Annotated in this window: 20 protein-coding genes; 16 read left to right on the top strand and 4 right to left on the bottom strand. The window is 73.8% G+C overall.

Annotation, left to right across the window (positions count from 1 at the left end; translation table 11 throughout):
- Positions 1–203 precede the first annotated feature (203 nt).
- The 7 genes from K2F47_RS22205 to K2F47_RS22235 all read left to right on the top strand — a co-directional run bounded on the left by K2F47_RS22205 (position 204) and on the right by K2F47_RS22235 (position 12,075).
- On the top strand, positions 204–3,728 hold the full coding sequence (locus K2F47_RS22205) for a sensor histidine kinase (protein WP_242906747.1): 3,525 nt from the start codon (positions 204–206) through the stop codon (positions 3,726–3,728).
- On the top strand, positions 3,725–4,174 hold the full coding sequence (locus K2F47_RS22210; RefSeq protein WP_242906748.1) for a roadblock/LC7 domain-containing protein: 450 nt from the start codon (positions 3,725–3,727) through the stop codon (positions 4,172–4,174). The genes K2F47_RS22205 and K2F47_RS22210 overlap by 4 nt, the downstream gene beginning before the upstream one ends.
- Positions 4,175–4,282: 108 nt before the next feature.
- A complete protein-coding gene (locus tag K2F47_RS22215) occupies positions 4,283–4,669 on the top strand; it encodes a DUF742 domain-containing protein (RefSeq protein WP_242906749.1) in 387 nt (128 codons plus the stop codon).
- Between the two features lie 40 nt (positions 4,670–4,709).
- Complete coding sequence (locus K2F47_RS22220; RefSeq protein WP_156215648.1) at positions 4,710–5,285, top strand: GTP-binding protein; 576 nt, start codon at positions 4,710–4,712, stop codon at positions 5,283–5,285.
- 153 nt (positions 5,286–5,438) lie between these two features.
- Positions 5,439–6,203: an SGNH/GDSL hydrolase family protein gene (locus K2F47_RS22225; protein ID WP_372490901.1), complete on the top strand. Its 765-nt coding sequence runs from the start codon at positions 5,439–5,441 to the stop codon at positions 6,201–6,203.
- A gap of 95 nt (positions 6,204–6,298) precedes the next feature.
- Positions 6,299–9,880, top strand: coding sequence for an AAA family ATPase (locus tag K2F47_RS41455; protein ID WP_242906750.1), 3,582 nt, complete (start codon positions 6,299–6,301; stop codon positions 9,878–9,880).
- Between the two features lie 86 nt (positions 9,881–9,966).
- Positions 9,967–12,075 (top strand): drimenyl diphosphate synthase, encoded by a 2,109-nt coding sequence (locus K2F47_RS22235; protein ID WP_242906751.1) that lies wholly within the window; start codon positions 9,967–9,969, stop codon positions 12,073–12,075.
- Here K2F47_RS22235 and K2F47_RS22240 read toward each other — a convergent pair.
- Complete coding sequence (locus tag K2F47_RS22240) at positions 12,054–13,937, bottom strand: ABC transporter ATP-binding protein (protein ID WP_242906752.1); 1,884 nt, start codon at positions 13,935–13,937, stop codon at positions 12,054–12,056. The two genes, K2F47_RS22235 and K2F47_RS22240, sit on opposite strands and share 22 nt — an antisense overlap.
- A 247-nt stretch (positions 13,938–14,184) precedes the next feature.
- Between K2F47_RS22240 and K2F47_RS22245 the strand changes: the two genes are divergently transcribed.
- The 5 genes from K2F47_RS22245 to K2F47_RS22265 all read left to right on the top strand — a co-directional run bounded on the left by K2F47_RS22245 (position 14,185) and on the right by K2F47_RS22265 (position 17,042).
- On the top strand, positions 14,185–15,330 hold the full coding sequence (locus tag K2F47_RS22245; protein WP_242906753.1) for an LCP family protein: 1,146 nt from the start codon (positions 14,185–14,187) through the stop codon (positions 15,328–15,330).
- Between the two features lie 55 nt (positions 15,331–15,385).
- Entirely contained in the window at positions 15,386–15,676 is a 291-nt protein-coding gene (locus K2F47_RS22250) for a hypothetical protein (protein WP_242906754.1), read from the top strand.
- Between the two features lie 133 nt (positions 15,677–15,809).
- Positions 15,810–15,971 carry a hypothetical protein gene (locus K2F47_RS22255; protein ID WP_242906755.1) on the top strand — a complete coding sequence of 54 codons (162 nt, stop codon included), beginning with the start codon at positions 15,810–15,812 and terminating at the stop codon, positions 15,969–15,971.
- Positions 15,972–16,143: 172 nt separating this feature from the next.
- Entirely contained in the window at positions 16,144–16,311 is a 168-nt protein-coding gene (locus tag K2F47_RS22260) for a hypothetical protein (protein ID WP_242906756.1), read from the top strand.
- Positions 16,312–16,553: 242 nt separating this feature from the next.
- A complete protein-coding gene (locus K2F47_RS22265; RefSeq protein WP_242906757.1) occupies positions 16,554–17,042 on the top strand; it encodes a glutathione peroxidase in 489 nt (162 codons plus the stop codon).
- A gap of 34 nt (positions 17,043–17,076) precedes the next feature.
- Here the strand turns inward: K2F47_RS22265 and K2F47_RS22270 are convergent, their stop codons facing one another.
- Complete coding sequence (locus K2F47_RS22270; protein WP_242906758.1) at positions 17,077–17,619, bottom strand: methylated-DNA--[protein]-cysteine S-methyltransferase; 543 nt, start codon at positions 17,617–17,619, stop codon at positions 17,077–17,079.
- Positions 17,620–17,792: 173 nt separating this feature from the next.
- Positions 17,793–19,040: a hydroxymethylglutaryl-CoA lyase-like TIM-barrel protein gene (locus K2F47_RS22275; RefSeq protein ID WP_242906759.1), complete on the bottom strand. Its 1,248-nt coding sequence runs from the start codon at positions 19,038–19,040 to the stop codon at positions 17,793–17,795.
- A 73-nt stretch (positions 19,041–19,113) separates the two neighbouring features.
- Between K2F47_RS22275 and K2F47_RS22280 the strand changes: the two genes are divergently transcribed.
- From K2F47_RS22280 to K2F47_RS22295, 4 genes are all read left to right on the top strand, one after another.
- On the top strand, positions 19,114–20,514 hold the full coding sequence (locus K2F47_RS22280; protein WP_242906760.1) for a citrate/2-methylcitrate synthase: 1,401 nt from the start codon (positions 19,114–19,116) through the stop codon (positions 20,512–20,514).
- A gap of 1 nt (position 20,515) precedes the next feature.
- Positions 20,516–20,875 (top strand): hypothetical protein, encoded by a 360-nt coding sequence (locus K2F47_RS22285; protein ID WP_242906762.1) that lies wholly within the window; start codon positions 20,516–20,518, stop codon positions 20,873–20,875.
- Between the two features lie 89 nt (positions 20,876–20,964).
- Complete coding sequence (locus tag K2F47_RS22290; RefSeq protein ID WP_242906764.1) at positions 20,965–21,276, top strand: DUF3817 domain-containing protein; 312 nt, start codon at positions 20,965–20,967, stop codon at positions 21,274–21,276.
- A 70-nt stretch (positions 21,277–21,346) separates the two neighbouring features.
- Positions 21,347–22,285, top strand: a complete 939-nt coding sequence (locus K2F47_RS22295; protein WP_242906765.1) for a bifunctional helix-turn-helix transcriptional regulator/GNAT family N-acetyltransferase — start codon at positions 21,347–21,349, stop codon at positions 22,283–22,285.
- 761 nt (positions 22,286–23,046) lie between these two features.
- Here K2F47_RS22295 and K2F47_RS22300 read toward each other — a convergent pair.
- Positions 23,047–24,312 (bottom strand): trypsin-like serine peptidase, encoded by a 1,266-nt coding sequence (locus K2F47_RS22300; protein WP_242906767.1) that lies wholly within the window; start codon positions 24,310–24,312, stop codon positions 23,047–23,049.
- Positions 24,313–24,558 lie beyond the last annotated feature (246 nt).

Raw genomic sequence — 24,558 nt, forward strand, 5'->3', positions numbered from 1 at the left:
GCGCCGGAGGCGGAACGATGTTGCATTTGGACTCTTCGTGGTGGTTCGGCCACAGGGGATGCGGCACATCGTGATCGAGAGGGTGTTTACGCCGGATGCAACCAAGCGACGCAGGTCGCGACCTTCCCCGACCCGGGGAGGTCGAGGCACGGTCCGATCCTTCACCACGGACGGGCAGCAGGTTCAGCCTGCGGAACTGGCGGGTGCCGCAGCGCCTCGTCGTGCTGATCCTGGTGCCGACGGTCGCGGCCGTCGCACTCGCCGGGTTTCGCATCTCGGGCTCGGCGAGCCGGGCGGAGGCGTACGGGCGGGTCGAGAAGATGGCCGACCTCGGCGAGAGCACCACCCGGTTCCTCCAGGAGTTCATCGCCGAGCGCGACACCGCGGTCGAGTACATCGCCTCCAACCATGACCCGGCCCTGCTGGGCGCGTTCCAGGACCGGCAGCGCCGGACGGACGCGCAGCTCGGCGCCGTCCGCTCCGCCGCCGGGCGCATCGACTCCTCCTTCGGCGGCGAGGCCGTGCGCGACGCGACCGCCGTGCGCGGACGGCTGGACGGCGTCAAGGCGGTCCGCTCCCTCGCGACGAGCACGAAGGTGCCCGCGTTCACCGTCCTCCAGAAGTACACCGAGTCGGCCCGGGAGCTGACCGGCATCCTGGACGCCCTCTCGCAGAACGTCGCCGACGACCGGCTCGCGGAGGCCAGCCGCGCGCTCGGCTCCCTCTCGCGCGCCAAGGAGGCCGTCTCCCGCGAGCGCGCCCTGCTGCTGATCGGCGCGCACGGGCACCGGCTCGCCACCGACGAGCTGAACGCGCTCACCGCAGCGCGCGCCGAGGAGGACAGCGCGGTCACCGCCTTCCGCGGCTCCTCCTCGGTCGCCCAGCGCCAGCTCTTCGAGGACACCGTCGTCGGCACCCGGATCGACCAGGCCCGCGACCTGCGGCAGCGCGCCATCACCGCCGCCAGCGCCGGGAACGGACGGCTCCCGATCGCGCTCGGCACCTCGCACGCGGCCCTCGTCATCCGCAGCGCCATGACCGAGATGGTCGACCAGATGCGCAAGGTCGAGGAGTCGCTGGCCGGCGACATCCGCAAGATCAGCGACGAGCGGGGCGCCGACGCCCGGCAGTCGACGATCACCGACGCGATCGTCGCGGCCGTGCTGCTGCTGTTCGTCCTGCTGATCACCGCCTTCATGGCGCGCTCGCTGGTGAAGCCGCTGCGCCGGCTCCAGCAGGGCGCCCTGGAGGTCGCCGGTACCCGGCTGCCCGGCCTGGTCGACCGGCTCCGCGACCCCGAGGCCGCCGCCGGCGGCATCGAGGTCCAGCCGATCGACATCGACTCCACCGACGAGATCGGCCAGGTGGCCCGCGCCTTCGACGAGGTCCACCGCGAGGCGGTGCGGCTGGCTGCCGACGAGGCCGTCCTGCGCGGCAACATCAACGCGATGTTCGTCAACCTCTCCCGCCGCAGCCAGTCGCTGATCGAGCGCCAGCTCCGCCTCATCGAGGAGCTGGAGCAGAGCGAGCGCGACGAGGAGCAGCTCGCCAACCTGTTCCGCCTGGACCACCTCGCCACCCGTATGCGCCGCAACTGCGAGAACCTCCTCGTCCTCGGAGGGCAGGAGCAGGCGCGGCGGTGGAACCGGCCGGTCCCGCTCATCGACGTCGTCCGCGCGTCCCTCTCCGAGGTGGAGCAGTACGAGCGGGTGGCGCTGCGGGTTCAGGGCGACATGACCGTCGCCGGGCCCGTCGTCAACGACCTCGTCCACCTGCTGGCCGAGCTGGTCGAGAACGCGACGGTGTTCTCCGCCGAGCACACCAAGGTCACGGTGTCCGGGCAGCTGCTCAGCGGCGGCGGCTCGATGCTCCAGATCACCGACAACGGCGTCGGCATCTCGCCCGAGGAGCTGGAGCAGGCCAACTGGCGGCTCGCGAACCCGCCGGTCATCGACTTCTCCGCCGCGCGGCGCATGGGCCTGTTCGTGGTCGGCCGCCTCGCCGTCCGGCACGGCATCCGGGTCGAGCTGCGCGCGGCGCAGGGCGGCGGCCTCACCGCGTTCGTCGTGCTGCCGGACGCGGTGGTCAGCCCCGGCGAGTCCGCCGGGATCGGCTCGCGCGGCTTCGGCGCCGGCGCCGCGCCCCGCGAGGCGGGCGCGTCCGGCGGCGGACAGCTCGCCGCGCTCACCACGACGACCGAGCCGCCCGCCCTCGGCGCGGGCGGCGCCGGCGGCGCGTTCGAGCAGGCCGGGACGTTCGGGCAGGGCGGCGCGCTCCAGCAGGAGGAGTACGGCTCGGGCCCGCATCCCTCCCTCGGCTCAGGCCCGCAGCCGTCGCTCGGCAGCGGCGGCCACCCCATGGTCGGCGGCAGCGGCGCGCACCGCGTGGTCGGCGGCGGCACGGGACCGATGGCCCAGGCGGGCGGCGGCGCGCACGCCGTCCCGCCCGGCGCCGTCCCGCCCGGCGTCACCGGCCCGATGCCGATCGTCCCGCCCGTCGACCAGCGCCCGGCCGACGCCTCGCCCCCGGCCGGCGAGCCCTACCCGTCCGAGCCGTTCGGCTCCGACGCCTACCCGGTGCAGCCCCGCACGCCCGCGGACGACCGCCCCTCGCGCGCGCCCGGCGAGCTGCCCGTCCGCGAGCCCGGCGCGAACCTGCCGGGACGCCCGGGCGCGGGCGACGGCCAGCCGAACGGGCTGTTCCAGCCGCGCGGTGAGCAGCCGCGTGCTGAGCGGCCACAGGGCGAGCAGCCGGCGGGCGAGCGGCCGCGCGGCGCCGCGGGCCGCAACGGGCTCTACCGGCCCGGCCGGCACACCGGACCCCAGTCCGTCGTCCCCGAGGCGCAGCCCGTGGTGCCCGAGGCGGGCGCCCCGCGGCACATCCCCTGGGAGACGGGCCCGCTCCAGCAGGTCGGCGGCGACACAGGCCCGCTGCCGTCCGACACCCTCGCCGACGGCTCCCCAGGCGGCGCGCGAACCCGGCCCAGCGGAGGCGGGGCCCCGTGGGGGGACAACGGCGTCCCGGCGGCGCCCGACGAGGCGCGGCCGGCCACGCCCACGCCCAACCCGCCGGAGGACGCCATCCCGGAGCCACCCGTACCCGAGCAGTCCGGATTCGAGTCGCCGACGCCGGCCGCCGCGGCGGCCGAGCCCGCGCGGATCCCGCCGCCGCCCCGGCCCGCCGCCGGGCCCAAGCGGGTCCCCGAGCGCTCGCCGATCTTCGACGCGATGCAGTCGGAGTGGTTCCAGCGCAGATCGGACGCGTCGGCGGGCGAGGACCCGCCGAAGGACTGGGAGTCCCCGGCGGACGCGGGCTTCCGCGCCGCCGAGGCCGTCCGGGAGCCGGTGACGAGCACGCGCACGTCGGTCGGCCTCCCCAAGCGGGTACCGGGCAAGAACCGCGTGCCCGGCGCGGTGGGACGCCAGGCGCAGGCGGGCCAGGGACCGGCGCAGGGCGGACCGGCACAGGGCGGACCGGGGCAGGGCGGACCGGGGCAGGCCGGTCCGCTGGGCGGGCAGCCGCAGGCGGGGCAGGCGCAGCCCGCCGCGCAGGACCGCCCGGGACAGGAAGCACAGGGCAGGCAGGCGCAGGGCCCGCAGGCCGACGCCGTGCGCAACCGCTTCGCGAGCTTGCAGCGAGGCGTCCATCGGGGCCGCACCGAGACTCGCGGCGGCACGTCAGGTGAGGCGCCGTCGCAGGGCGACGACGAGACAGGAGGCACCCGATGAGCGGGCAGGATCTCAACTGGTTGGTGACGAACTTCGCGGACCGGGTCCCGAAGGTCGCGCACGCCGTCGTGGTCTCCTCGGACGGCCTGCCGATGGCCTACTCCTCGGGCTTCCCGCCCGAGCGCGCCGACCAGCTGTCGGCCATCGCCTCCGGGCTGATGAGCCTGACGCAGGGCGCGGCGAAGATCTTCGACGCGGGCGGGGTGAGCCAGACCGTCGTCGAGATGGACCGCGGGCTGCTGTTCGTCATGTCGATCACCAACGGGTCGGTGTTCGCGGTGCTCGCCGCGCCCGACTGCGACCTCGGCCTCGTCGCGTACGAGATGACGCTGCTGGTGGAGCGGGTCGGCCGGGTGCTGACGCCCGCGCTGCGCACCCCGGAGCAGCAGCCGCCGTACCCGGGGCCGCCGGTGACCGAGATGGGCGCGGGGCCCGCCCGTTATTGACCGGACTGACTCTGACGGAGGTCGGGCGAGATGGATCGAGGCAGTTCCTACGGAGGCGGTCCGGGAGGTCCGGGCGGCCCGGGGCGCTGGCCGGGGGACCAGGGGCGGATGCCGGGGCCGGGGGGCCGGCCGCCCGCACGTGAGGAGGAGGACGCCAGCTCGCTGGTGCGCCCGTACGCCGTCACCGGGGGACGCACGAAGCCGCGGTACGACCTGGCCATCGAGGCCCTGGTCACCGCGGCGCCCTACCCGCCGCGGGACGTGGCCGTGCTGACCCCGGAGTACCGGGCGATCATGGACCTGTGCCGGTCGGCCCGATCGGTGGCGGAGGTGTCCGCGATGCTCCGCATCCCGCTCGGCGTCGCGCGGGTGCTCGTCGCCGACATGGCCGTCGAGGGACTGCTGCGCCTGCACCAGTCGCGTCCCACCACGACCGGCGGCCAGCCGGACCTCCGTTTGCTAGAAAGGGTGCTCAGTGGCCTTCGGAAGCTCTGATCAGGTTCCACCCCCGGGGCCGCACGGCGCAGAGGCCGAGCTGACCTCTGTGAAGATCGTCGTCGGCGGCGGGTTCGGCGTCGGCAAGACCACCTTCGTCGGGTCGGTCTCGGAGATCATGCCGCTCACCACCGAGGCGGTGATGACCGCCGCCAGCGCCGACGTGGACGACCTGTCGGCCGTCCCCGACAAGACGACGACCACGGTCGCGATGGACTTCGGCCGCGTCTCGCTCGACCGCGAGCTGATCCTGTACCTGTTCGGCACGCCCGGCCAGCACCGCTTCTGGTTCATGTGGGACGACCTGGTCCGCGGCGCGATCGGCGCGGTCGTGCTGGTCGACACCCGCCGGCTGGAGGACTGCTTCGCCGCCGTCGACTACTTCGAGGAGCTCGGGCTGCCGTTCGTCGTGGGCGTGAACGGGTTCCACGGCGAGTTCCAGTACGCGGTCGAGGACATCCGCGACGCCCTGTCGATCAGCGGGCACGTGCCGATCGTCCAGTGCGACGCGCGCAACCGCGAGTCGACCAAGCAGGTGCTGATCACGCTCGTCCAGCACGCGATGTCGGTGCACGCCACCGCCGCGCCGGGGACGACCTCCCCGAGCTGGACCTGACCCTCCCCGCGCGCACGCCGGCCGCCACCCTCCGGCCGGGGCGTGTCGTCTCGCCCACATCAGGGCGGTCTACGGTCGCGTAGGTTGCGTGCACCATGCATCATTGCCCACGTGATCGAGAACGAACGGGCACGGGGGACGGCGATGGAAGAGATGGGGCGGATCCGGACGTACGTGGCCCTCGGCGACAGCTTCACCGAGGGCCTGAACGACCCCTATCCGGGTGAGCCGGACCGCTTCCGCGGCTGGGCCGACCGGCTCGCCGAGCACCTCGACGCCCGCGACCCCGGCCTGCACTACGCCAACCTCGCCGTCCGCGGCAAGCTCGTCCGGCAGGTCGTCGAGGACCAGGTGCCGCGGGCCGTCGAGCTGGAGCCCGACCTGGTGACGTTCTGCGCCGGCGGCAACGACATGCTGCGTCCCGGCGCCGACCCGGACGCGCTCGCCGTGGTCTTCGACGACGCCGTCCGGCGGCTGCGCGGCACCGGCGCCCGCGTGGTGGTCTTCACCGGCTTCGACCCGCGCGGGCTGAACACCGCGACGCGCATCCGCGGCCGGGCCGCGACCTTCAACATGCACCTGCGCGCGATCGCCGACCGCCGCGGCTGCGACGTCGTCGACCTGTGGTCGCTGCGCGTGTTCAACGACCGGCGCGCCTGGTTCGAGGACCGGCTGCACCTGTCGCCCGAGGGGCACCGCCGCATGGCCCTGCGCGTCGCGGAGGTCATCGGCGTCCCGGTCGAGGGCGACTGGCGCGAGCCGTGGCCGCCGCTGGACCCCGCGAACTGGCTCACCTCGCGCCGCGCGGACCTCTACTGGGCCCGCGCGTACCTGCTCCCCTGGATCGGGCGCCGCGCCACCGGCCGCTCCTCCGGCGACGGCCGCGTGCCCAAACGCCCCAACGCGCGCCCGCTCTAGTGGCGCGACGGGATGTGCGTGATCGAGCCGGGTCGTAGGGTGCATGCCAGACGTACGTCACCCCCGACCCGCTGCGTAGGAGAAGGACCCCTCTGGTGAGTGCCCCCCGGCTGCCGGACCATCTCGAAGTGCTGCTCACGGACGAGCCCGTCCTGGACGTGTACGCGTTCGGGCCGTGGCGCGTCCCCGACGGCCTGTACGAGGAGATGCGCGAGCGCGCGGTCGCCTACAACGCCGACCCGCGCGCGATCGTGCTGACCAGGCAGCTCAGCGACTTCTACGGCAAGGACACGAGCGCGGCGGGCGCCGAGCAGTGGTCGCTGCTGACGTTCCTGCTGGGGGCGTCGGCGGTGCGGGGCGGGACGCGCGGCGACGTGGACTACGAGCTGCTGTCGGCGTTCCTCGCGACGCCGGAGCCGGCCGTCCGGGACCCGCTGGCGTGGTTCACCCAGGGCGGCCGCTGGCGGCCGCCGGGGCTGTGGCTCCCCGAGCCCGCCGGCGACGACCGGGAGCGCCGCGCCGTCATGTTCGAGCTGGCGCGCGCGGGCCTGGACGTCTTCGACGGGCTGGAGCCGCTGGAGCGGCGGCGCCGGACGCTGATGGACCTGTTCGACCGGCGGGCGTCCGACCCGGTGCTGCGCGAGCAGGACATGACCGTCCCGCAGAAGGCGCTGGAGGAGGTGTGGACGGCGGGCCTCCGCGACGACGAGCTCGCCGTGCTGCCCGAGATGGCCGGGCCGCTCGCCTACCTCGGCTGGGCGTGCGAGGGCCTGGACGCGGCGCACGAGCGGCTCGCCGGGGCCGTCTCCGACGGCGACGACCCGGACGTCGCGCTGGCCCTGCTGCTGCTCGCGGCGGAGGCGCGGGTCGTCCCGGCGGAGCTGGCGGTGGCGCTCGGGACGACCCGCTACGAGAACCTGGAGGAGCGGTTCCAGGCGGCGCGCGAGGGCTTCGCGGCCGAGGCGTGGCAGCAGGACGTGCGCGCCTGGCTGGCCCGCGCGCTGGTCGCGGGCGAGGCCGACGCCGCGCGGGCCTGGCTCGACATGGCGGTGCGGATCACCGGCGCCGTGCAGGGCCTGCCGGACGCGGCGATCAGCCCGCGCTGCCGCGTGCCGGTCCGGCCGTTCCAGGCCGACCTGCGCCGGCTGTTCACGGCGCGGCGCGTGTTCAACCCGCTGGGCTCGGCGCTGTTCCCCGAGCGGGTCGCGGACGAGCGTCCCGGCCGGGCCGCCGACGACGGGCGCTCCGCGCGCGACGAGGCCGTCGCCGAGGCGATCGTCGGGCAGCCGGAGCTGACCCGCGCCGTCCAGGACGCGCTGGCGGCGCGGCTCGCGGGGGAGCGGCCGGTCCGGCTGCTGGTCGCCGGGCCCGAGGGGACCGGCAAAGGCACCGCCGCCGAGGTGCTGGAGCGCGTCCTCGCCGAGCGCGGCGTGCTGCGCGAGGCGCTGTGGGTCTCCGACCAGGTGTTCGCCTCGCTCGGCGTGAGCGACGCCGTGCTGTGGCTCCAGGCCCGCGTCCGCGACTGCGTCGAGGCGCGGATGCTGCTGGTCGTCGACGACCTGGAGCGGCTCGTCACCTACGAGCGGTGCGGCCCGGCGGCGGTGGAGGAGCTGCGGCGGCTGCTCGCGCGCTCGCCGGCGCTGGACGTCGTCGCGCTGTGCCGGCCGGGCGGCGACCGGCGGCTGATCGACGCCAATCCGGCGCTGGTCCGGGCGTTCGAGGTCGCCCGCACCCGCGACTTCGCCGAGGACGACTACGCCGAGCTGTTCACCCGCGCCGCCGCCCGGCGCGGCGCGCGCGTCGCGGACGGGGTCGCCGCGACCGCCGGGGTGCTGCTCACCCGCACGCCGCCGCTGCTCAACCTGCGCGGCGCGCGGCTCGTGGAGCACATGGCCGGGCAGTGCGTCGCCGCCGCGCGGGCCCGCACCCCCGCCGACGAGCTGGAGATCACCGGCGCGGACCTGCCGCAGCGGATCGTGCACGGCCGCCGCTCCGACCGCGACCCGCTCGCCGAGCTGGCCGCCTGCGCCGGCATCGAGCCGGTCAAGCGGGAGGTCGACGCGCTGGTCGCCGAGGCGAAGGCGGCGAGCCTGCGCCGCGAGGCGGGGATGGCGGTCGCCGCGCGGCCCCGGCACCTGGTGTTCACCGGCAACCCCGGCACCGGCAAGAGCCTGGTCGCGCGCATCCTCGGGCGGATCTACGCCGACATCGGGGCCCTCTCCTCGGGCCACATGGTCGAGGTCGACCGCGCCGAGCTGCTCGGCGAGTACTCCAGCGAGAGCGTGCTGCGCGTCCGGCGGGCGGTGGAGCAGGCGCTCGGCGGCGTCCTCGTCGTCCGGGACGCGCACGTGTTCGCGCCGTCGGCCGCCGAGGCCTCGCGCGGCCGGGAGGTGCTGGACGTGCTCGGGACCGCCGTCCAGGCGCACGCCGACGACCTGGTCGTCGTGCTGACCGGGCCGGAGGCGGAGCTGAACGGGCTGCTGAAGTCCACGCCCGACCTCGCCGCGTTCTTCCCCCGCACGATCCGCTTCCCCGACCTGGCCGAGGACGAGCTGGTCGAGGTGTTCGCCGCCAAGGCCGCCGACGCCGGGTTCGCGCTGGCCCCCGGCGTGCTGGACAAGGTCCGCGCGCTCGCCCAGGCGGCGCCGCGCGACCGCGGCTTCGGCAACGCCCGCATCATGATCAACCTGCTGGACCGGGCCGTCGCGATGCAGGGGCGCCGCGTCCTGGCCGACGGCGTCGTCGACGAGAACGAGTCGCTGGACGAGATCCTGCTGGAGGACGTGCCCGACACGCTCGCCCGGGGCCGCGAGGAGGGGTCGGGCGATCCGCTCGCCGACATCGGCCGCCTCATCGGCCTGGACGCGATCAAGGCGGAGGTGGCCTCGCTGGTCGCCGAGGCGCGCGCCGAGCAGATCCGGCGGGACGCGGGCGTCCCGATCGCCTCCCCAGCCCGGCACATGGTGTTCATGGGCAACCCCGGCACCGCCAAGACGACGATCGCGCGGCTGATCGCCGCCGTGTACGCGCAGCTCGGGCTGCTGTCCTCGGGCCACCTCGTCGAGGTCACCCGCGCCGACCTCGTCGCCGACTACATCGGGCAGACCGCGCCCCGGGTGCGCGGCGCGGTCGAGCGCGCGCTCGGCGGCGTCCTGTTCGTGGACGAGGCGTACGCGCTGTCCTCGGCGGGCGGCGACGGCCGCGACTTCGGCCACGAGGCGGTCGCCGAGCTGCTGCGGCTGATGGAGGAGCACCGCAACGACCTGGTCGTCATCGTCGCGGGCTACGACGCGGAGATGGAGCGGTTCCTGAAGTTCAACCCGGGGCTGGACTCCCGCTTCCCGAAGGTGCTGCGCTTCCCCGACTACTCCGCCGACGAGCTCGTCACGATCTTCGAGTCGATGGCGGCGGAGAAGGGCTTCGAGCTGGCCCCCGGCCTGCTGGACGCGCTGCGCCGGCTCGTCGCCGCGCTGCCGCGCGGGGCCTCGTTCGGCAACGCGCGGGTCGTCCGCAACCTGCTGGAGGCGGCCGTGTCGCGGCAGGCGGGCCGCATCACCGCCGCGCACGACGCGGCCCCCGGCGAGGTCGACGCCGCCGAGGTGCGGCTGCTGCGGCCCGAGGACCTGCCGGACGCCCCGTCCCGCGACGACGCGGGAGGCTTCGGCCCCTACATCTAGCCGCCGGTCGGGTAGTTCGATTCGAACGGCGGAATTATAATGCGGGCGGTTTGCGTGTTCAGTGAGCGCAGAGCGGAGTTGACATTATGGAACCTGTCCGCTCCGCCGCCTCGGGGGCCGCCGCCGAAATTATCGACTATGTCGACTCCGACGACCGATTCGTCCGCAGCGGTCCACGCGGCAAGGCCGCTGCGGAGGGTCTGTACTACCGGGTCGCGGCGACCATTGTGCACACCGGTGACGGCCGCGTCCTCGTCTACCGGAGGCCGTCGCACGCCGCCGTCTTCCCCGGCTACCACGACGTGCTGGTCGGCGGCGGGGTCAGAGCGGGAGAGGACTACCGGCAGGCGGCGATGCGCGAGCTCGCCGAGGAGACCGGGCTGCGACCGGCGGTGCGCGAAGTCCTGCGGGTCCGCCATGACTCCCCGGTGGGCCCCTGCCACCTCGCGGTCCACCTCGCCCTTCTCGACGGCCCGATACGAGCGGCAGCCGACGAAATGGAGCAGTATCGATTGCTGCCCCTCGCAAATGTCGTGTCCGACCCGCCGCAACCATTCGTCCCGGCGGGTCTGGAGACATTGCGCCGGCTGTTACCGGATTTGCAATCGGCGGCTTCACAAGGCGGCGGATCACTGCGCGACGCGGGGCCGGCCGCGGCCGCCGCTCCTTTCGCATCGGCCCTCCGGCGCTGCCGTGACCGTCTGGCCCAGCGGGTCGCCGCGCTGGTGGGCCCCGACGGACTGGTGGCCGCCCCATGCGAAAGCCGCGTCCTGGAATCGGCTCTCCTGCTGCACCTGCTGGAATCGGAGTCCGTCGCCCCCGGGGCCGCGAACCGGCTGCGCCGCCACCTCCGAGAGCGGATCGTCGCAGACCCTCCCGACGCGTTGCAGTGCGCCTTCGCCCGGCTCGTCCTCGCCGAGGACGGGTCTGGAGCAGACGGTGTTGTCCTAGACGCGGTGCTGTCCTCGTTCGAGCACTTCAGCGCCGCCCGCAAGCAGTTGATGTTCCAGACCCTGCTGGCCGAACTCGGCGGGGCCGACTTCCCGACGTCCGGTTTCGCCGCGTTCGACGCCGACCGGCAGCAGAGCTGGCTGCGACTTGAGATGTGCGCCCTCAAGGTCATGGCGGCCCACGGCGCCGGCGCGCCGGCCGCCGTCACGGACCAGGACTGGGCGCGTCTGGCCCCGGCCGTCCGGCCCGGACCGGTATGGGAGGGCAACCATCTCGCCCGCCTGCTGGGCCTGCTCGCGTTGCGCCACCACCGCTCCCACCGGCCGTCCGTCCGGGAAACGCTGGGCCGCATCACCGCCGAACTGCGGCCCGACGGCGGCCTGCCGTTCATCACCGGTATGGACGTCTTCGCCACGGCGATCGCCGGCAACGCCCTGAAGCGCACCAGCCCCGACGGCGCCCTGACCGCATTCATGGCCGACGCTCTGGCCGCCCAGCAGCATCCCGACGGCGGCCTCGGTTACACCGTCGACGTCGGCCAGAGCGACGTCGACGACACGTCCTACACCATCGAGTTCCTGCGCGCCGCCGCGCCACTGCGGCACGCGGCGGCCATCCGCGGGGCGGAACGCTTCCTCCTCCGGCAACGCAACCCCGACGGCGGATTTCCGACCTTCGTCCACGGCGGCCCCTCCGAGGTCACCATGACCGCGGCCGCCGTCAACGCCCTCGCCGCCGACCCCGCCCACCGGCGAACCGTCGAGCGCGGGGTGGCCTTCATCGTGGACCGCGCCGAACGAGGCGCGGGCGGCGAACGCAGCTGGAGCCGGACCGCCACCAACGCGGCCTTCCGGACCGCGCTGGCCTGCGACACCCTGACGACCCACGCACCGGCCTCGCTGCGAACGGCGGCCGCGGGCCACCGGCGGCGCACCGCCGGACACCTCACCGAGACACAGGGCACGGACGGCGGGTGGGGACACGACCCCGGCGATCCCAGTGATCCGATCAGCACCGCCTATGCCGTGATCGCCCTCACCTCCATGCCCCAGCGCACCGGCGCACTGCACCGGGCGCTCTCCTACCTCGCCGAACAGCAGCAGCCGCACGGCGGCTACCACAGCAGACCCGACCAGGCAGGGCCGCGCCCGCTCCTCTACAACGCTCCGGTCCTCGCCGACGTCTGCGTACTCCTCGCGTTCGCCCACGCGGTACCGCTCCCTCACTGGTACGCGGCGCCGTAGGCGGCGGCCTGGAGGTTGTACAGCTCGGCATAGAGGCCGCCGTGCGCCATCAGCGTGTCGTGGTCGCCCTCCTCGATCACCCGGCCCTGCTCCAGGACGTGGATCCGGTCGGCGTGCCGGACGCTCGCCAGCCGGTGCGTGATCAGCAGGACGGTCCGCCCGTCGGTGTGGGCGCGGATGCGCTCGAACAGCAGGTGCTCGGCCCGCGCGTCCAGGGCGGCGGTGGGCTCGTCGCAGATCAGCAGCGGCGCGTCCCGGTAGAAGCCGCGCGCGACCGCGAGCCGCTGCCACTGGCCGCCCGACAGGTCGGCGCCGCCCTGGAAGCGGCGGTCCAGCAGCGTGTCGTAGCCGCGCGCCAGCTCGGCCACGACCTCGTCGGCGCCCGAGGCGCGCGCGGCCGCGAGGACGGCGGGCTCCCGCGTCCCGTCGTCGCGTTCCATCGCGATGTTCTCGCGCGCCGTCATCGGCCAGTGCGTGTACTCCTGCGCGATCACGGCGACGCGGTTCCACACCTGTTCGGGGGAGACCCGCGACAGCGGCACGCCGTCCCAGAGGATCTCGCCGCCGTCGGGGTCGTACAGGCCCGCCATGACGCGGGAGAGCGTGGACTTCCCGGAGCCGTTCTCGCCGACCAGCGCCACGACCTCGCCCTTGCGCAGCTCCAGCGATATCCCCCGCAGGGACGGCTTGTCCGCGCCCGGATAGGTGAAGGTGACGTTCTCGACCCGGATGCAGTCGAAGTCGTCCGGGAGCGTCTCCTCCTCCTTCTCGACGGCGGACGGCAGCGCGCGGCCCGGGATCTTCGCCTCGGCGGTGTCGCAGAACGTCAGGTAGTCGCCGAAGTACAGGCCCTGCTCGTAGCACTGGTTGACGGCGAACACCAGGTTGGCCAGCGACGTCTGGCCCGTCCTGATCGCGAGGACGGCCGTTCCCGCGACCGCCAGCGGCACCGCGCCCTTCCACAGCATGAACCCCAGCGCGACGTAGACGGCGCCGGTCGCGAGGCCCTGGAGCACGTCTCCGGCGACCTTGGCGACGGTCTGGCGCCGCGCCAGGTCCAGCTCGACGCCGCGCTGGTAGGCGGCGAACCGGTCGTACTCCTCCAGCAGGAACCGCCGCATCGTGAACGAGCGGACCTCGGCCGCGTGCCGCCGCTCGGTCATCAGGTCCGACAGGATCCACTTGCGGCGTCCCACCTCCACCAGCCTGAGCAGCGTGACGTAGCGCATCCGCGCGCTGCGGACCGACGCCCATCCCTCGGGCAGCGCCGTCAGCAGGAGCAGCGGCAGCAGCAGCGGGTGCAGGACGCCGAGCGTCCCCGCCGCCGCGACCAGCCCGACGGCGCCGGTCAGCACGTCCACCGCGTGCTGGACGACCCGCGGCGCGGCCTGGAGGCCCCGGGTCTCCGCGCGCTTCAGCTCGTCCAGGAAGTCGGGGTCGTCGAGCGCGGTGAGCGCCACCCTCGTCGTCGCCTCGTACAGCCGCAGCTCGACCAGCCGCTCCACCTGCGGCTCCAGCCGCGCCTGCGCCCAGCCCGCGCCCGCCTGCAACCCCGCCCGCAGCGCCGCCGCGCCCGCGACCAGCACCAGCGAGGGCAGCGCGTCGCGGACCCGGCCCGGCGTCGGGCCCCCGCTGAACAGCGCCGTGAGCACGCCGGTCGTCGCCAGCAGCCCGAACGCGGTGAACACGCCCGCGAGGAGGTTCAGGGAGATCGTCACCACCGTGTCGGCGCGGCTCGCACGCCACGCCAGCCGCGCCGCCTGGCCGATCACCGACGGTAGCCGCCGGGCCATGACGCGCATCCCGGTCTCGGCCAGCTCGCCGGTCCTGGTGTACCAGTAGTGGGTGGCGAGCTCGGGCAACTCCGGTGCCCTTTCGTCACTCCCGCCTCTCCTGCCACGCTTCTTACCAGCTCTTTTGCGACGTTTCTCCGCACGTACGCCCATCCGGTTCCGCCCCTCGCCCTCAGGTACCACCCGGCAAAGGAAGTGTGCGACGAGAGGAGGAGGTTGTCCCCCTTTCGTGTCGCAAAGAGTGGCTATCTGGAGTTGTGGACAATCCTGCGCCGGATGGACGCGCCCGCCGCCCGAGTTGTCTAGGGTCTACGGCATGACCGACGGCTGGCCGGAGGGCTGGACCCGCAAGGAGGGCGACCGCGTGGCACGCAGCAGGCACGAGTCCGCACCCGCGGACCATCCGCACGCCTACGAGCCCGACCCCTACGCGGACCCGTACGCCGGAGACCAGCTCGCCGGGGGCCGGATCGGCTTCGGGGACGAGCCCCCCGCCGGATACCGGCGGCGCCGCCGGAGGCGCTGGCCGTACGTGCTCGGCGCGCTGGTCCTCGTCCCGCTGCTGCTGCTCGTCGGCGCGTACTTCTACCTGGACTCGCGGCTCAAGCGCGAGTCCGTCCTCACCGACTACGCCGGCCGGGTCGCCGACACCCCCGGCACCAACTGGCTGGTCGTCGGGTCCGACAGCCGCGAGGGCATGTCCAAGGCCGACCAGCGGCGGCTGCGCACCGGCTTCGCGGCGGGCCGCCGCACCGACTCGATGATGCTGCTGCACTACGGCTCGGGCGGCACGTCCCTGATCAGCCTGCCCCGCGACTCCTACGTCCCGATCCCGGGGCACGGGTCGAACAAGCTGAACGCCGCCTTCGGGTTCGGCGGGCCGAAGCTGCTCGTCCAGACGGTGGAGCGGGCCACGGGCGTCCACATCGACCACTACGCCGAGATCGGCTTCGGCGGCTTCGTCGGCGTGGTGGACGCCGTCGGCGGCGTGGACATCTGCGTCAAGGAGAGGCTGGACGACCCGAAGGCGGGCCTGAAGCTCAGCCCCGGCTGCCAGACGCTGAACGGCGGCCAGGCCCTCGGCTACGTGCGGACCCGCAAGTTCGCCCGCGCCGACCTGGAGCGCGTCGAGCACCAGCGGCAGTTCTTCGGCGCGCTGATGAAGAAGGCCACCGGCCCCGGGACGCTGCTCAACCCCTTCCGCGGCTGGCCGCTCGCGACCAACGCGACCAAGAACTTCCTCGTGGACGACGGCGACCACCTCTACGACCTCGTCCGGATGATGTGGGCGATGAAGGGCGTCAGCGGCGGGAACGGCGTGACGACCACGGTCCCGATCGGGGGCGTCGGCCACACGACGGCGGCCGGCGACTACATCACCTGGGACAGGGCGAAGGCGGCCACGCTCTTCGACGCGCTGAAGTCGGACCGGAAGATCCCCGAGAGCGTCATCACCAAGTAGGGGCGGCCGGGACGGGTGGGGACGGATCGCGGTGGTGCCCGGTTAGGCTCGGGGCATGACAGAGGTGACGCCGAACGGCGAGGATCTGGACGAGCTGCCCACCAAGGAGCTGTACGAGCGGGCCACGAAGCTGGCCCGTGAACGCCGTGACGTCGGTTTCCTGTGGGATCTGCTGCGCGCGATCCCGGCCGCCGCCGCGGCCACCGGGGAGGTCGGGCGCGCCGAGTTCGACCTCCTGCACGGGCTGTCGCTGCTGGAGGAGTTCACCCACGCGGGCGAGGGCGAGCTGGCCGACGCCCTCCGCCCCTTCTACATCGACTACCTCGCCGAGCCCCGCACCCCCTGACGCCCCGGTCCGCCGGGCCCCGCGGGATGTGGCGCCGAGGGGACATGGACCTGTCTTTGCGTGCCGTTGATCTCCATCCGGCCGTCGCTGGGAAACACTCTCTGTAGGCATCTGACCGCAGAGGGTGGTTCGAGTGAACAAGAAGTACGTGAAGCTGGTGAGCATCGCCTTCTTGGCGTGGTACGTCATCAGCCGGCCCGAAGGCGCGGCACGCCTGGTCAACGGCAGTCTGGGCGGCCTCGGGAACGCTGCCGAGTCGGTCTCGCGGTTCATGAGCGCGATCCCGAGCAGCTAGGACGGCCTCCGCGGACCCCGTGCCCTCGACGGGCGCGGGGTTCTTCTACATCTCCGGCAGCAAGCACTGTCGCCGCCGTCACAGTAAAATCCCCCTTTGCGGGCAGACGCGGTTGGGCACAATCGCATCGGGTCATTGTGTCGCTGCGCTACTTAGAGGGACGGCGTTACGGATGCTGAAGAAGAACCTCCGCTATGTGGCGATCGCCTTCGTCATCTTCTACCTGCTGAGTTCCCCGCAGGACGCGGCAGGGGTGGTGAACAACGCGTTCAGCCAGCTCGGGACGGCCGGCGACCAGCTCTCCTCGTTCGTGAACAACCTGGGCGACGGCGGCAGGTAGCGGCGGCCGCCAGGTCCGGCGGCCGGCGGTCACGCGGTCCGGCGCCCGGTGGGGGCGTCGACGGCCGCCTAGGAGATGCCGGCGTCGCCGTCAGGTCCGGCGGTGTCGCCGGTGCCGGCAGCGTCGCCGGGTGTCGCCGGGTGTCGCCGGGTGTCGCCGGGTGTCGGCCGCGCCGTTGCCGGCGATCGACTCGCGGGCGTCGTCCCGCGGGCATGTCGGACCGGTCTCCTAGGATCGGTCGCATGTCTGTCTACGATGTGGAAATCGGCGGCCTCCAGGGCGGGTCCGCGGATCTCGCGCGATACCGGGGCACGTCCGTGCTCGTCGTCAACGTCGCCTCCAAGTGCGGCCTCACCCCCCAGTACGCGGGGCTGGAGCGGCTCCAGGAGCGCTTCGCCGAGCGGGGCTTCACCGTCCTCGGCGTCCCCTGCAACCAGTTCATGGGCCAGGAGCCCGGTACCCCCGACGAGATCGCCGAGTTCTGCTCGGCGACCTACGGGGTCACCTTCCCCCTCACGGAGAAGGTCGACGTCAACGGCGAGCAGCGGCATCCCCTCTACCAGGGGCTGGTCGGCACGCCCGACGCCGAGGGCCACACCGGCGACATCCGCTGGAACTTCGAGAAGTTCCTCATCGGCCCGGACGGCTCCGTCGCCGCCCGGTTCGCGCCGCAGACCGAGCCCGAGGCCGCCGAGGTCGTCGCCGCCATCGAGCGGACCCTGCCGTCCTGAGCCCCGCCCCAGGGCCCGCGCAGGGCCCCAGGGGTCAGGGGGCGCGGGTGATGTCCCAGTCCAGGGTGGCGGGCAGCGACCCTTCGAGGGTGAGCAGCCAGCGCTTGACCTCGACGCCCGAGCCGCCGCTGTAGCCGCCGATCCCGGTGGCGGCGACCACGCGGTGGCACGGGACGACCAGCGGAATGGGGTTGGAGCCCATCACCTGGCCGATGACCTGCGCGTGGACGCCCGTCCCGCTGCGGTCGCCCAGCTCGCCGTAGGTGAGCGTGCGGCCGTAGGGGACGGTCTCGTACAGGGTGGTGAGCACCTGCCGCTGGACGTCGGACGTCAGCCGCCAGTCGATCGGCAGGTCGAAGCTCTTCAGGTCGCCCGCGAAGTAGTCCGACAGCGCCGACAGGGCGGGCGCGAGCCGGTCCGGGGCGTCCACGACGGGCAGGCCCGCCGCCCGCGCCACGCGCTCGCGGGCGGCGGGGGTGTCGCGGAAGTGCAGCGAGACGATCCCGGTCTCGGTCTCGCCCACGAGCAGGCGGCCGAGCACGGTGTCGGCCGTGCCGAACGCGAGTGTTCCGGTCATGGTGGTGGGCTCCTTCCCAGCGGACAGCCTTCCACGCGGATCTGTCATTTCCGCCGACACGTCGCCTTTCGGGGGCCACGTTGTCGTCTTCCTGCCAACACCGGTGGCCTGCCTGCAGTTGCACGCCGGGGGCGCCCGGGCGCCCGGCCGCCGCGCGCCGGGTCGCTCGCCGCTCAGCCCTGGGGGAGCTGCCCAGGGAAGAGCAGCGCCAGCTCACGCGGGTAGCCGCCGATCAGCCGCAGCTCGTCGTCGGTGAGCGGGCGCCCCGTCTGCGCGTTGCACAGCTGGACGAGCGCGAACGCCAGGTCCTCGTCCACCGGCTCGACGCCGAGACCGTCCATCACGTGCCGGAACCCGGCCTTGCCGCCGTACTCGCCGGTGAGGACGACCCGGCCGCGCCGCGCGTGCCGGTCGTCCGGGAACGGGCCGAGGGTCTGCTCGTCGTACAGCTCGTAGTTGCCGTGGTCCTTCAGCGCGCCGTCGGCGTGGATGCCGGACTCGTGCGCGAACGCGTTCCGTCCGACGCCGACCTGGTTGTAGGGGAGGGGCTGGCCGAACGCGTAGCTCGCCCACAGCGCGAACCGGCGGGCCCACGACAGGTCGATCGGGTCGCCGACGTCGGCGCCGCGCCCCTCCAGCCCGAACCCGTGCCGGAACGCGAGGATCGACGACAGCAGGTCCGCGTTGCCCGACCGCTCGCCGATGCCGTTCACGCACGTGTTGATCCACACGTCCTGGCCCGCCTCCAGGCCGCCCAGCGCGCCGGACACGGAGTTGGCGACGGCCATGCCGAGGTCGTTGTGGCAGTGCGTCTCGACGGGCATCCCCACCGCCGCCGCGAGCGTCGCGAAGCGCTCCCGGATGCGGTCCGGGGTGTCGCCGCCGATCGTGTCGCAGTAGCGGACGCGGTCGGCGCCCGCCTCCTTCGCCGCCAGCGCGAACTCGGTGAGGAAGCCGTCGCCGGTGCGCGAGCCGTCCTCGGCGTTCACCCCGACCGTCGCGGCGCCGCCCGCCTTGGCCGCCCGCACCGCCGCGACCATCTCGCGGACGATCGCCTCCCGGTCGAGCCGTCCCCGGAACTTGTTCGCGATCATGTAGTCGGACGTCGAGATGGACAGGTTGTAGTGCGCGAGCCCGGTCTGCCCGGCCCGCACCTGGAGCGCCTTCTCCACGTCCTGCGCGACGCCCCGGCACCATCCGGACAGCCGCAGGTCCCCGAACGCGCCCGCCTCCGCCAGCGCGATCTGCGCCCGGACGTAGGGCACCTCGTGGAACAGGAACGGGAAGCCGATCTCGCTCTGCGCCACCCCCAGCCGTCCCAGGTAGAAGTTGACCATCGTCTTGCCGAACTTGGACAGCCCGGTCCGGGCCGTCTGGACGCCGTCGCGGTTGGTGACGTCGAGGAAGTGGATCTGTGGCATGCCCACAGATTGACACCGCGATCCACATGTATCAATATTGACTAAAATCAATGTCGACGGAGGAGACGGGCTGGTGGACGGCTGGATCGACGCCGCGAGCGCCGCCGAACGCCTCGGTGTGAAACCCGCCACGCTCTACGCCTACGTGAGCCGGGGCGTCCTGCGCCGCCGGCACGCCGAGGACGGCAGGCGCAGCCTGTTCGACGCCGCCCAGGTGGAGGAGCTGGCCCGGCGCGGCAGACCGCGCCGCCCACCGGGACCGGGCGAACTGGCGATCGAGTCGCGGATCACGGCGCTCGGCGCGGACCGCCCCTACTACCGGGGCCGCGACGTCCTGGACCTGGCCGCGAGCCGGACGTTCGAGCAGGTCGCGGCCTGGCTCTGGACGGGCGAGGAACCCCCCGAGCCGGGCGGCGAGCTCTGGCGCGCCGACGGGGAGGGCGTCGCTGCGGCCGTCGCCGCCCAGTCCGGGCTCCCCGCCGCGATGCTCCCGCTCGACCGCCTCCCCCTGATCGCCGCCGCGCTCGCCGCCACCGACCCGCAACGCCACCTCCTCGACTCCGACGCCGTCATCGCGACCGCCCGCACCCTCACCGCCGGCCTGATCGCGGCCCTCCCACCCGCAAGCCCCGAACCGCCCGCGAGCTTCGAACCGCCCGCGAGCTTCGAACCGCCCGCAGGGTCTGACCTGTCCGCGGGTTCTGGCCCGCCCGCGGGCTCTGATCCGTCCGCGGGCTCCGACCTGCTCGCGGGCGCTGGACGGCCTGCGAGCACTGAACTCGGCGCGGGCGCTGGGCCGTCCGCGGGGGCTGAGGGGTCGATTGCGGGGCGGTTGTGGGCGCGGTTGTGTTCGGGGGCGCCGGACGCCAGGCTGCTGCGGGTGTTCGAGGCGGCGATGATTTTGCTCGCCGACCATGAGCTGGCGGCGTCCACGGTGGCGGCGCGGGTGGCAGCGTCCGTGCGCGCCGATCCCTACGCCGTCGTCGTCGCCGGGCTCGGCGTCGCGAGCGGGCCGCTGCACGGCGGCGCGTCCTATGGCGCGGAGCGGCTGCTCGCCGAGGTCGCGGACCCGGACGGGGCGGCCGGCGCCGTCGGTGAGCGGCTCCGCGCGGGGGAGCGCGTTCCCGGTTTCGGCCACTCGGTCTACGCCGCCGACGGCCGCTGCCCGTTCCTGCTCGACCTCATCCGGGACGCGGCGCCCGGCCACGAGCGCCTCGCCGCCGCCGAGGCCGTCCTCGCCGCTGCGCGGCGCCGCAGGCTGCCCCCGCCCAACGTCGACTTCGCGCTCGCCGTGCTCGGCGCGGTCGCGGGGCTGCGGCCGGGCTCCGGCGAGGCGATCTTCGCCGTCGCGCGCATCGCCGGATGGCTGGCCCACGCGCTGGAGGAGTACGAGGGGTCGAGCCCGCTGCGCCCCCGCGCCGTCTACACCGGCACCCCGGTACGGGCCGCGGAGGGGCGGGGGTACGCTCGTTGACGTGCGACGGTTCCTCACTCCCGGCTGGCTCGGGCTGCACGCGCTGGCGATCGTCCTGTGCGCGTCGTTCCTCGGCTTCGGCTGGTGGCAGTACGACCGCGCGCAGGGCGGCAACGACCGCAGCTGGGCCTACACGTTCGAATGGCCGATCTTCGCGATCTTCGTGATCGTCATGTGGGTCAAGATGATCAGGGACGAGCGCGACGGCGTGGAGCCGCAGGCCCCGCGGGTGATCGAGGAGCCCGCCGAGGCGGCGGTCACCCGGGAGATCATCCGCCGCCAGGAGGAAGAGGACCCCGCCCTCGCCGCCTACAACCGCTACCTCGCTCGGCTGAACGCCGAGTCGCACCGCCGGGACTGAGGGGCGGCCCGCTCGGGCCGGGGACGGCGGCGGACGTCCCCACCGCTGACGACAGCCCGCGTTCGCGCGGCTCCGGAAAGGTGTGATCTGTGGAAGGCGCGGTGACCAGGTACCGCATCCTGGCCCTGGTGGTCGGGACCCTGCTGGTGCTGCTGGTGGTCGGCATGGTGCTGAAGTACGGCCCGACGGACGAGCCGGCCATGGCGGGGATCGTCGCGCCGGTGCACGGCGCGCTCTACGTGGTGTACCTGCTGGCCGCCTACGACCTGTGGCGGCGCACCGGCTGGCCGCTCGGCCGGATGGGGATGATCGTGCTGGGCGGCATCGTCCCGCTGATGACGTTCTTCGTGGAGCGCAGGATCGTCCGGGACGCGCGGGAGCTGACCGGCGCCGCCGCCTGAGGCCCGATTCCAGTGGATCAACGACGTCCCATGCCCTAATGTTTGACGGAGTCAAACGTTGGAGGCGGATGTGGGTGCGACTTCCGCGGACGTGGCGACGGTCCGCTCGTTCAACCGGTTCTACACCGGCGTGATCGGTGTGCTCGGCGAGGGGCTGGTGCGCACGCCCTACTCGCTGACCGAGGCCCGGGTGCTCTTCGAGCTGGCGCAGCGGCACGACACCGAGGTCCTCGCGCTGCGCCGCGCGCTCGACCTGGACGCGGGCTACCTCAGTCGGATGCTCGCCCGCTTCGAGACCGACGGCCTCGTCGTCCGGGAGCGGTCCGAGCGGGACGCGCGGCGCCAGGTCGTCCGGCTCACCCCGCGCGGCCGGGACGCCTACGCGATGCTGGACGAGCGGTCCGCCGCGGAGATCCGCGAGCTGCTGGACCGCCTGCCCGGCGCCTCCCGGGGGCGCCTCCTGGCGGCGATGCGCTCCATCCACGGCATCCTCGGCGAGGACCCGCGGCCGGACGGGTTCGTCCTGCGCGACCCGGGTCCCGGCGACTTCGGCTGGGTGGTGCAGCGCAACGGCGCCCTCTACGCCGACGAATGCGGCTGGGACCACACCTACGAGGCGCTGGTCGCCGGTGTCGTCGCCGCGTACGTCGAGAACCGCGACCCGGAGCGGGAGCGGGCCTGGATCGCCGAGAGCGGCGGCGTCCCGGTGGGGTGCGTGTTCTGCGTCCGCCGCGACGACGACGTGGCGCAGCTGCGGCTCCTGCACGTCGAGCCGGAGGCCCGGGGGAGCGGGGTCGGCGCCGCCCTGGTGGACGCCTGCGCGCGCTTCGCCGCCGAGGCCGGGTACGCCGAGATCATGCTGTGGACGACGGCGCTCCAGCGCCCCGCGCACCGCCTCTACGCGAGGGCGGGCTTCGCGTTGGAGGACGAGGAGCCCCCGTCCCGCCGCTTCGGCGACACGATCCGCGGCCAGACCTGGCGGAAGAAGCTGGTGGACGCCGCGCGCTGAACCCGCCCGGGCCGGGGCGGAAAAGGACTCGGGCCCGCGAAGGCGTGTGCCTTCGCGGGCCCAAGGTCCCGCAGTGATCCCTAACTGCGTGGTGGCGGCCAGGACGGGGGTCGGACGGAAGTTCCAGCCGCCGTTGTTCACCGGCCTTGGCGCCGGCGTCGGTTGGGGTCGAGCCTCACCCCCCTTCCTGGGTCGGGCCGGTCTGAACCGGGTCGGACGGGGGCGTGACGGGTCCCGTCCGGTGGGCGGACGCCGCGTCGGCGTCCGATCGAGCATGGGCATCCGGTCGCGTCTGGGCGGCCGGTCGCATGAGGGCGCCCGGTCGCGGCAGGGCGTCCGGTCGCGTGAGGGCCGGGCGGGCGGCGCCGCCGACGGGCGCCGCCGGCCCGGCCGTGGGAACCCCGGTGCCGCGGGGGCGGGCGGCGCCGGGACCCGGGGCGGCGGGGTGGTCCGGGCGGTGCGGCCGAGAACCCGAGGTGTGCAGCCGTCCGCCGCGGTGGGACGGTCGGCGAACGCCCTCGGACGCACCGGCGGGGACCGGTCCGCGGTGAACACACGCGGTGATCCTCATTCCGCCCCTCCTTCGCCTCTGGCGGCTTTCGGGACCTGGCGCTTTGCCACCCGAAGAGCCTGTCGTTCACTGTGTGTCACGATCTCGTTGCGTTAGGTACCCCCGGGTCATGCGCGCGTAAACCGGACGGGGCGCAAAGATTCAAGATCCGCGGCGGACTTTGCCGACCCATTGCCGTTCGCCTCGGAACTCAGGGCGTCCGGGCGGTGTTCCCCGCGAGCGAGCGGTTGTCGATGAGGCCGGAGATCTCGGCGTAGACGCGGCTGATCCGCGTCCCCCAGTTGGGGCAGCCGCCGAGGTGGTGCAGCGCGATCACCTTGTGCGAGGAGGCGGCCAGCACCGGCGAACCGGAGTTGCCGCCGGAGGTGTCGCACCGGTAGCCGGTGTTCACGCCGGACTGCACGGTGTCGATCTTGCAGTAGCCGCCGCCGTCGCCGTCCTCGTAGAGCGAGAGGCGCTTGGGGAGGGTGTCGCCGTGGCCGGGGATGTAGATGCGCTCCTGCGCGACGGGCTCCCGCGCGTCCAGGTAGAGGGTGCCGAACTTCTGGATCGAGGCGAAGTCGTTCACCGAGAACAGCGCGTAGTCCAGGTCGCGGAGCGGGCTCATCTTGATCAGCTCCGCGCCGCTCACCTTGGTGCCGGGCCGGGGGTTGTTGCCGCCGCAGGTGGCGCACTGGTAGTCGAACTGGAACTCGCTGGCCTTCAGGTCGGCGGCGCTCTCCATGCAGTGCTGGTTGGTCAGCATCCGGTTGGTGTTGCCGACCCGCCAGGACGTGCAGTACCCGAGGCCGTTGAGCAGCTGGCGGGCCACCGCGCCCGCGCGGGCGTACTCGGTGGGGTGGCTGGTCTGGTAGCAGCTCACGTCGCGCCGGGCGTCCGGCCCGCACACGCTGAACGTGCCGGGGTTGGCCGCCGCCCACTCGTCCTGGTCGAAGCCCCGGTAGTAGCTGTCGATGCGGGCGCCGAACCCTTGCCGGTCCAGGGCGGCGGCGTCGGGCCGGGCCGCCGCGTGCAGCGTGACCACGGCGGTGTCGCCGTCCACGGACATCGCGGCGAAGCCCGGCTTGGCGTGGACGGTGAAGCCGGAGTCGCCGGCGGTCCGCCGGGCGGTCGGATCGCCGTGGTAGGTGTGGACCTCGCGTCCCGCCGGGTCGGCGACGGTCACGCGGTCGCCGGGCAGCAGCCGCAACGACGCGAAGTGCACCTTGACGTAGGCCGAGCCGGGTTCGCGGATGATGACGCGCCCGGCTCGTCCGGCGGACGCGTACCGCAGCACGGCGCTACTGGACTTCTCCTCTCCGGCGACGCTCACGCGGGGCGCGGCGGCGCGGGCGGGCGCCGCCTCGGCGGCGCTCGGCGGGCGGGGCGCGGTCGCCCGCGCGGCGGGGCCCGGCAGGGTGGACGCGGCGGCCACCAGGGCGGCCGCGATGGTCAGGACGCGTGGCCGCAGGAACACGGCGCACCTCCAGGGGGGAGCGGGGGCGGGGGACGCGGCACCGGAACCGTGGCGCGGGTTCGCGCGGTGCCGGATCTCTGGGACCGCTGGACGCGAGCGTCCGGCGGCCGGTCGCCGCCCACCTGCTCCAACGCGGGCTTCAACGCGGGGGAGGCCGCGGGGTGTCGCGCCGGATACCGGGGGTCACGTCCAGCGAGGACGAGATTGTGACATCCAGGTCGATACCGCCATCACTCGCACCTTGGC

Source organism: Actinomadura terrae, from assembly GCF_022751215.1.
Lineage (GTDB): Bacteria > Actinomycetota > Actinomycetes > Streptosporangiales > Streptosporangiaceae > Spirillospora > Spirillospora terrae.

Coding starts and splice junctions, on each gene's coding strand:
- K2F47_RS22210 (WP_242906748.1), top strand. CDS start 3,725: ATGAGCGGGCAGGATCTCAACTGGTTGGTGACGAACTTCGCGGACCGG.
- K2F47_RS22215 (WP_242906749.1), top strand. CDS start 4,283: ATGCCGGGGCCGGGGGGCCGGCCGCCCGCACGTGAGGAGGAGGACGCC.
- K2F47_RS22225 (WP_372490901.1), top strand. CDS start 5,439: ATGGGGCGGATCCGGACGTACGTGGCCCTCGGCGACAGCTTCACCGAG.
- K2F47_RS22235 (WP_242906751.1), top strand. CDS start 9,967: ATGGAACCTGTCCGCTCCGCCGCCTCGGGGGCCGCCGCCGAAATTATC.
- K2F47_RS22245 (WP_242906753.1), top strand. CDS start 14,185: ATGACCGACGGCTGGCCGGAGGGCTGGACCCGCAAGGAGGGCGACCGC.
- K2F47_RS22250 (WP_242906754.1), top strand. CDS start 15,386: ATGACAGAGGTGACGCCGAACGGCGAGGATCTGGACGAGCTGCCCACC.
- K2F47_RS22260 (WP_242906756.1), top strand. CDS start 16,144: ATGCTGAAGAAGAACCTCCGCTATGTGGCGATCGCCTTCGTCATCTTC.
- K2F47_RS22265 (WP_242906757.1), top strand. CDS start 16,554: ATGTCTGTCTACGATGTGGAAATCGGCGGCCTCCAGGGCGGGTCCGCG.
- K2F47_RS22270 (WP_242906758.1), bottom strand. CDS start 17,619: ATGACCGGAACACTCGCGTTCGGCACGGCCGACACCGTGCTCGGCCGC.
- K2F47_RS22275 (WP_242906759.1), bottom strand. CDS start 19,040: ATGCCACAGATCCACTTCCTCGACGTCACCAACCGCGACGGCGTCCAG.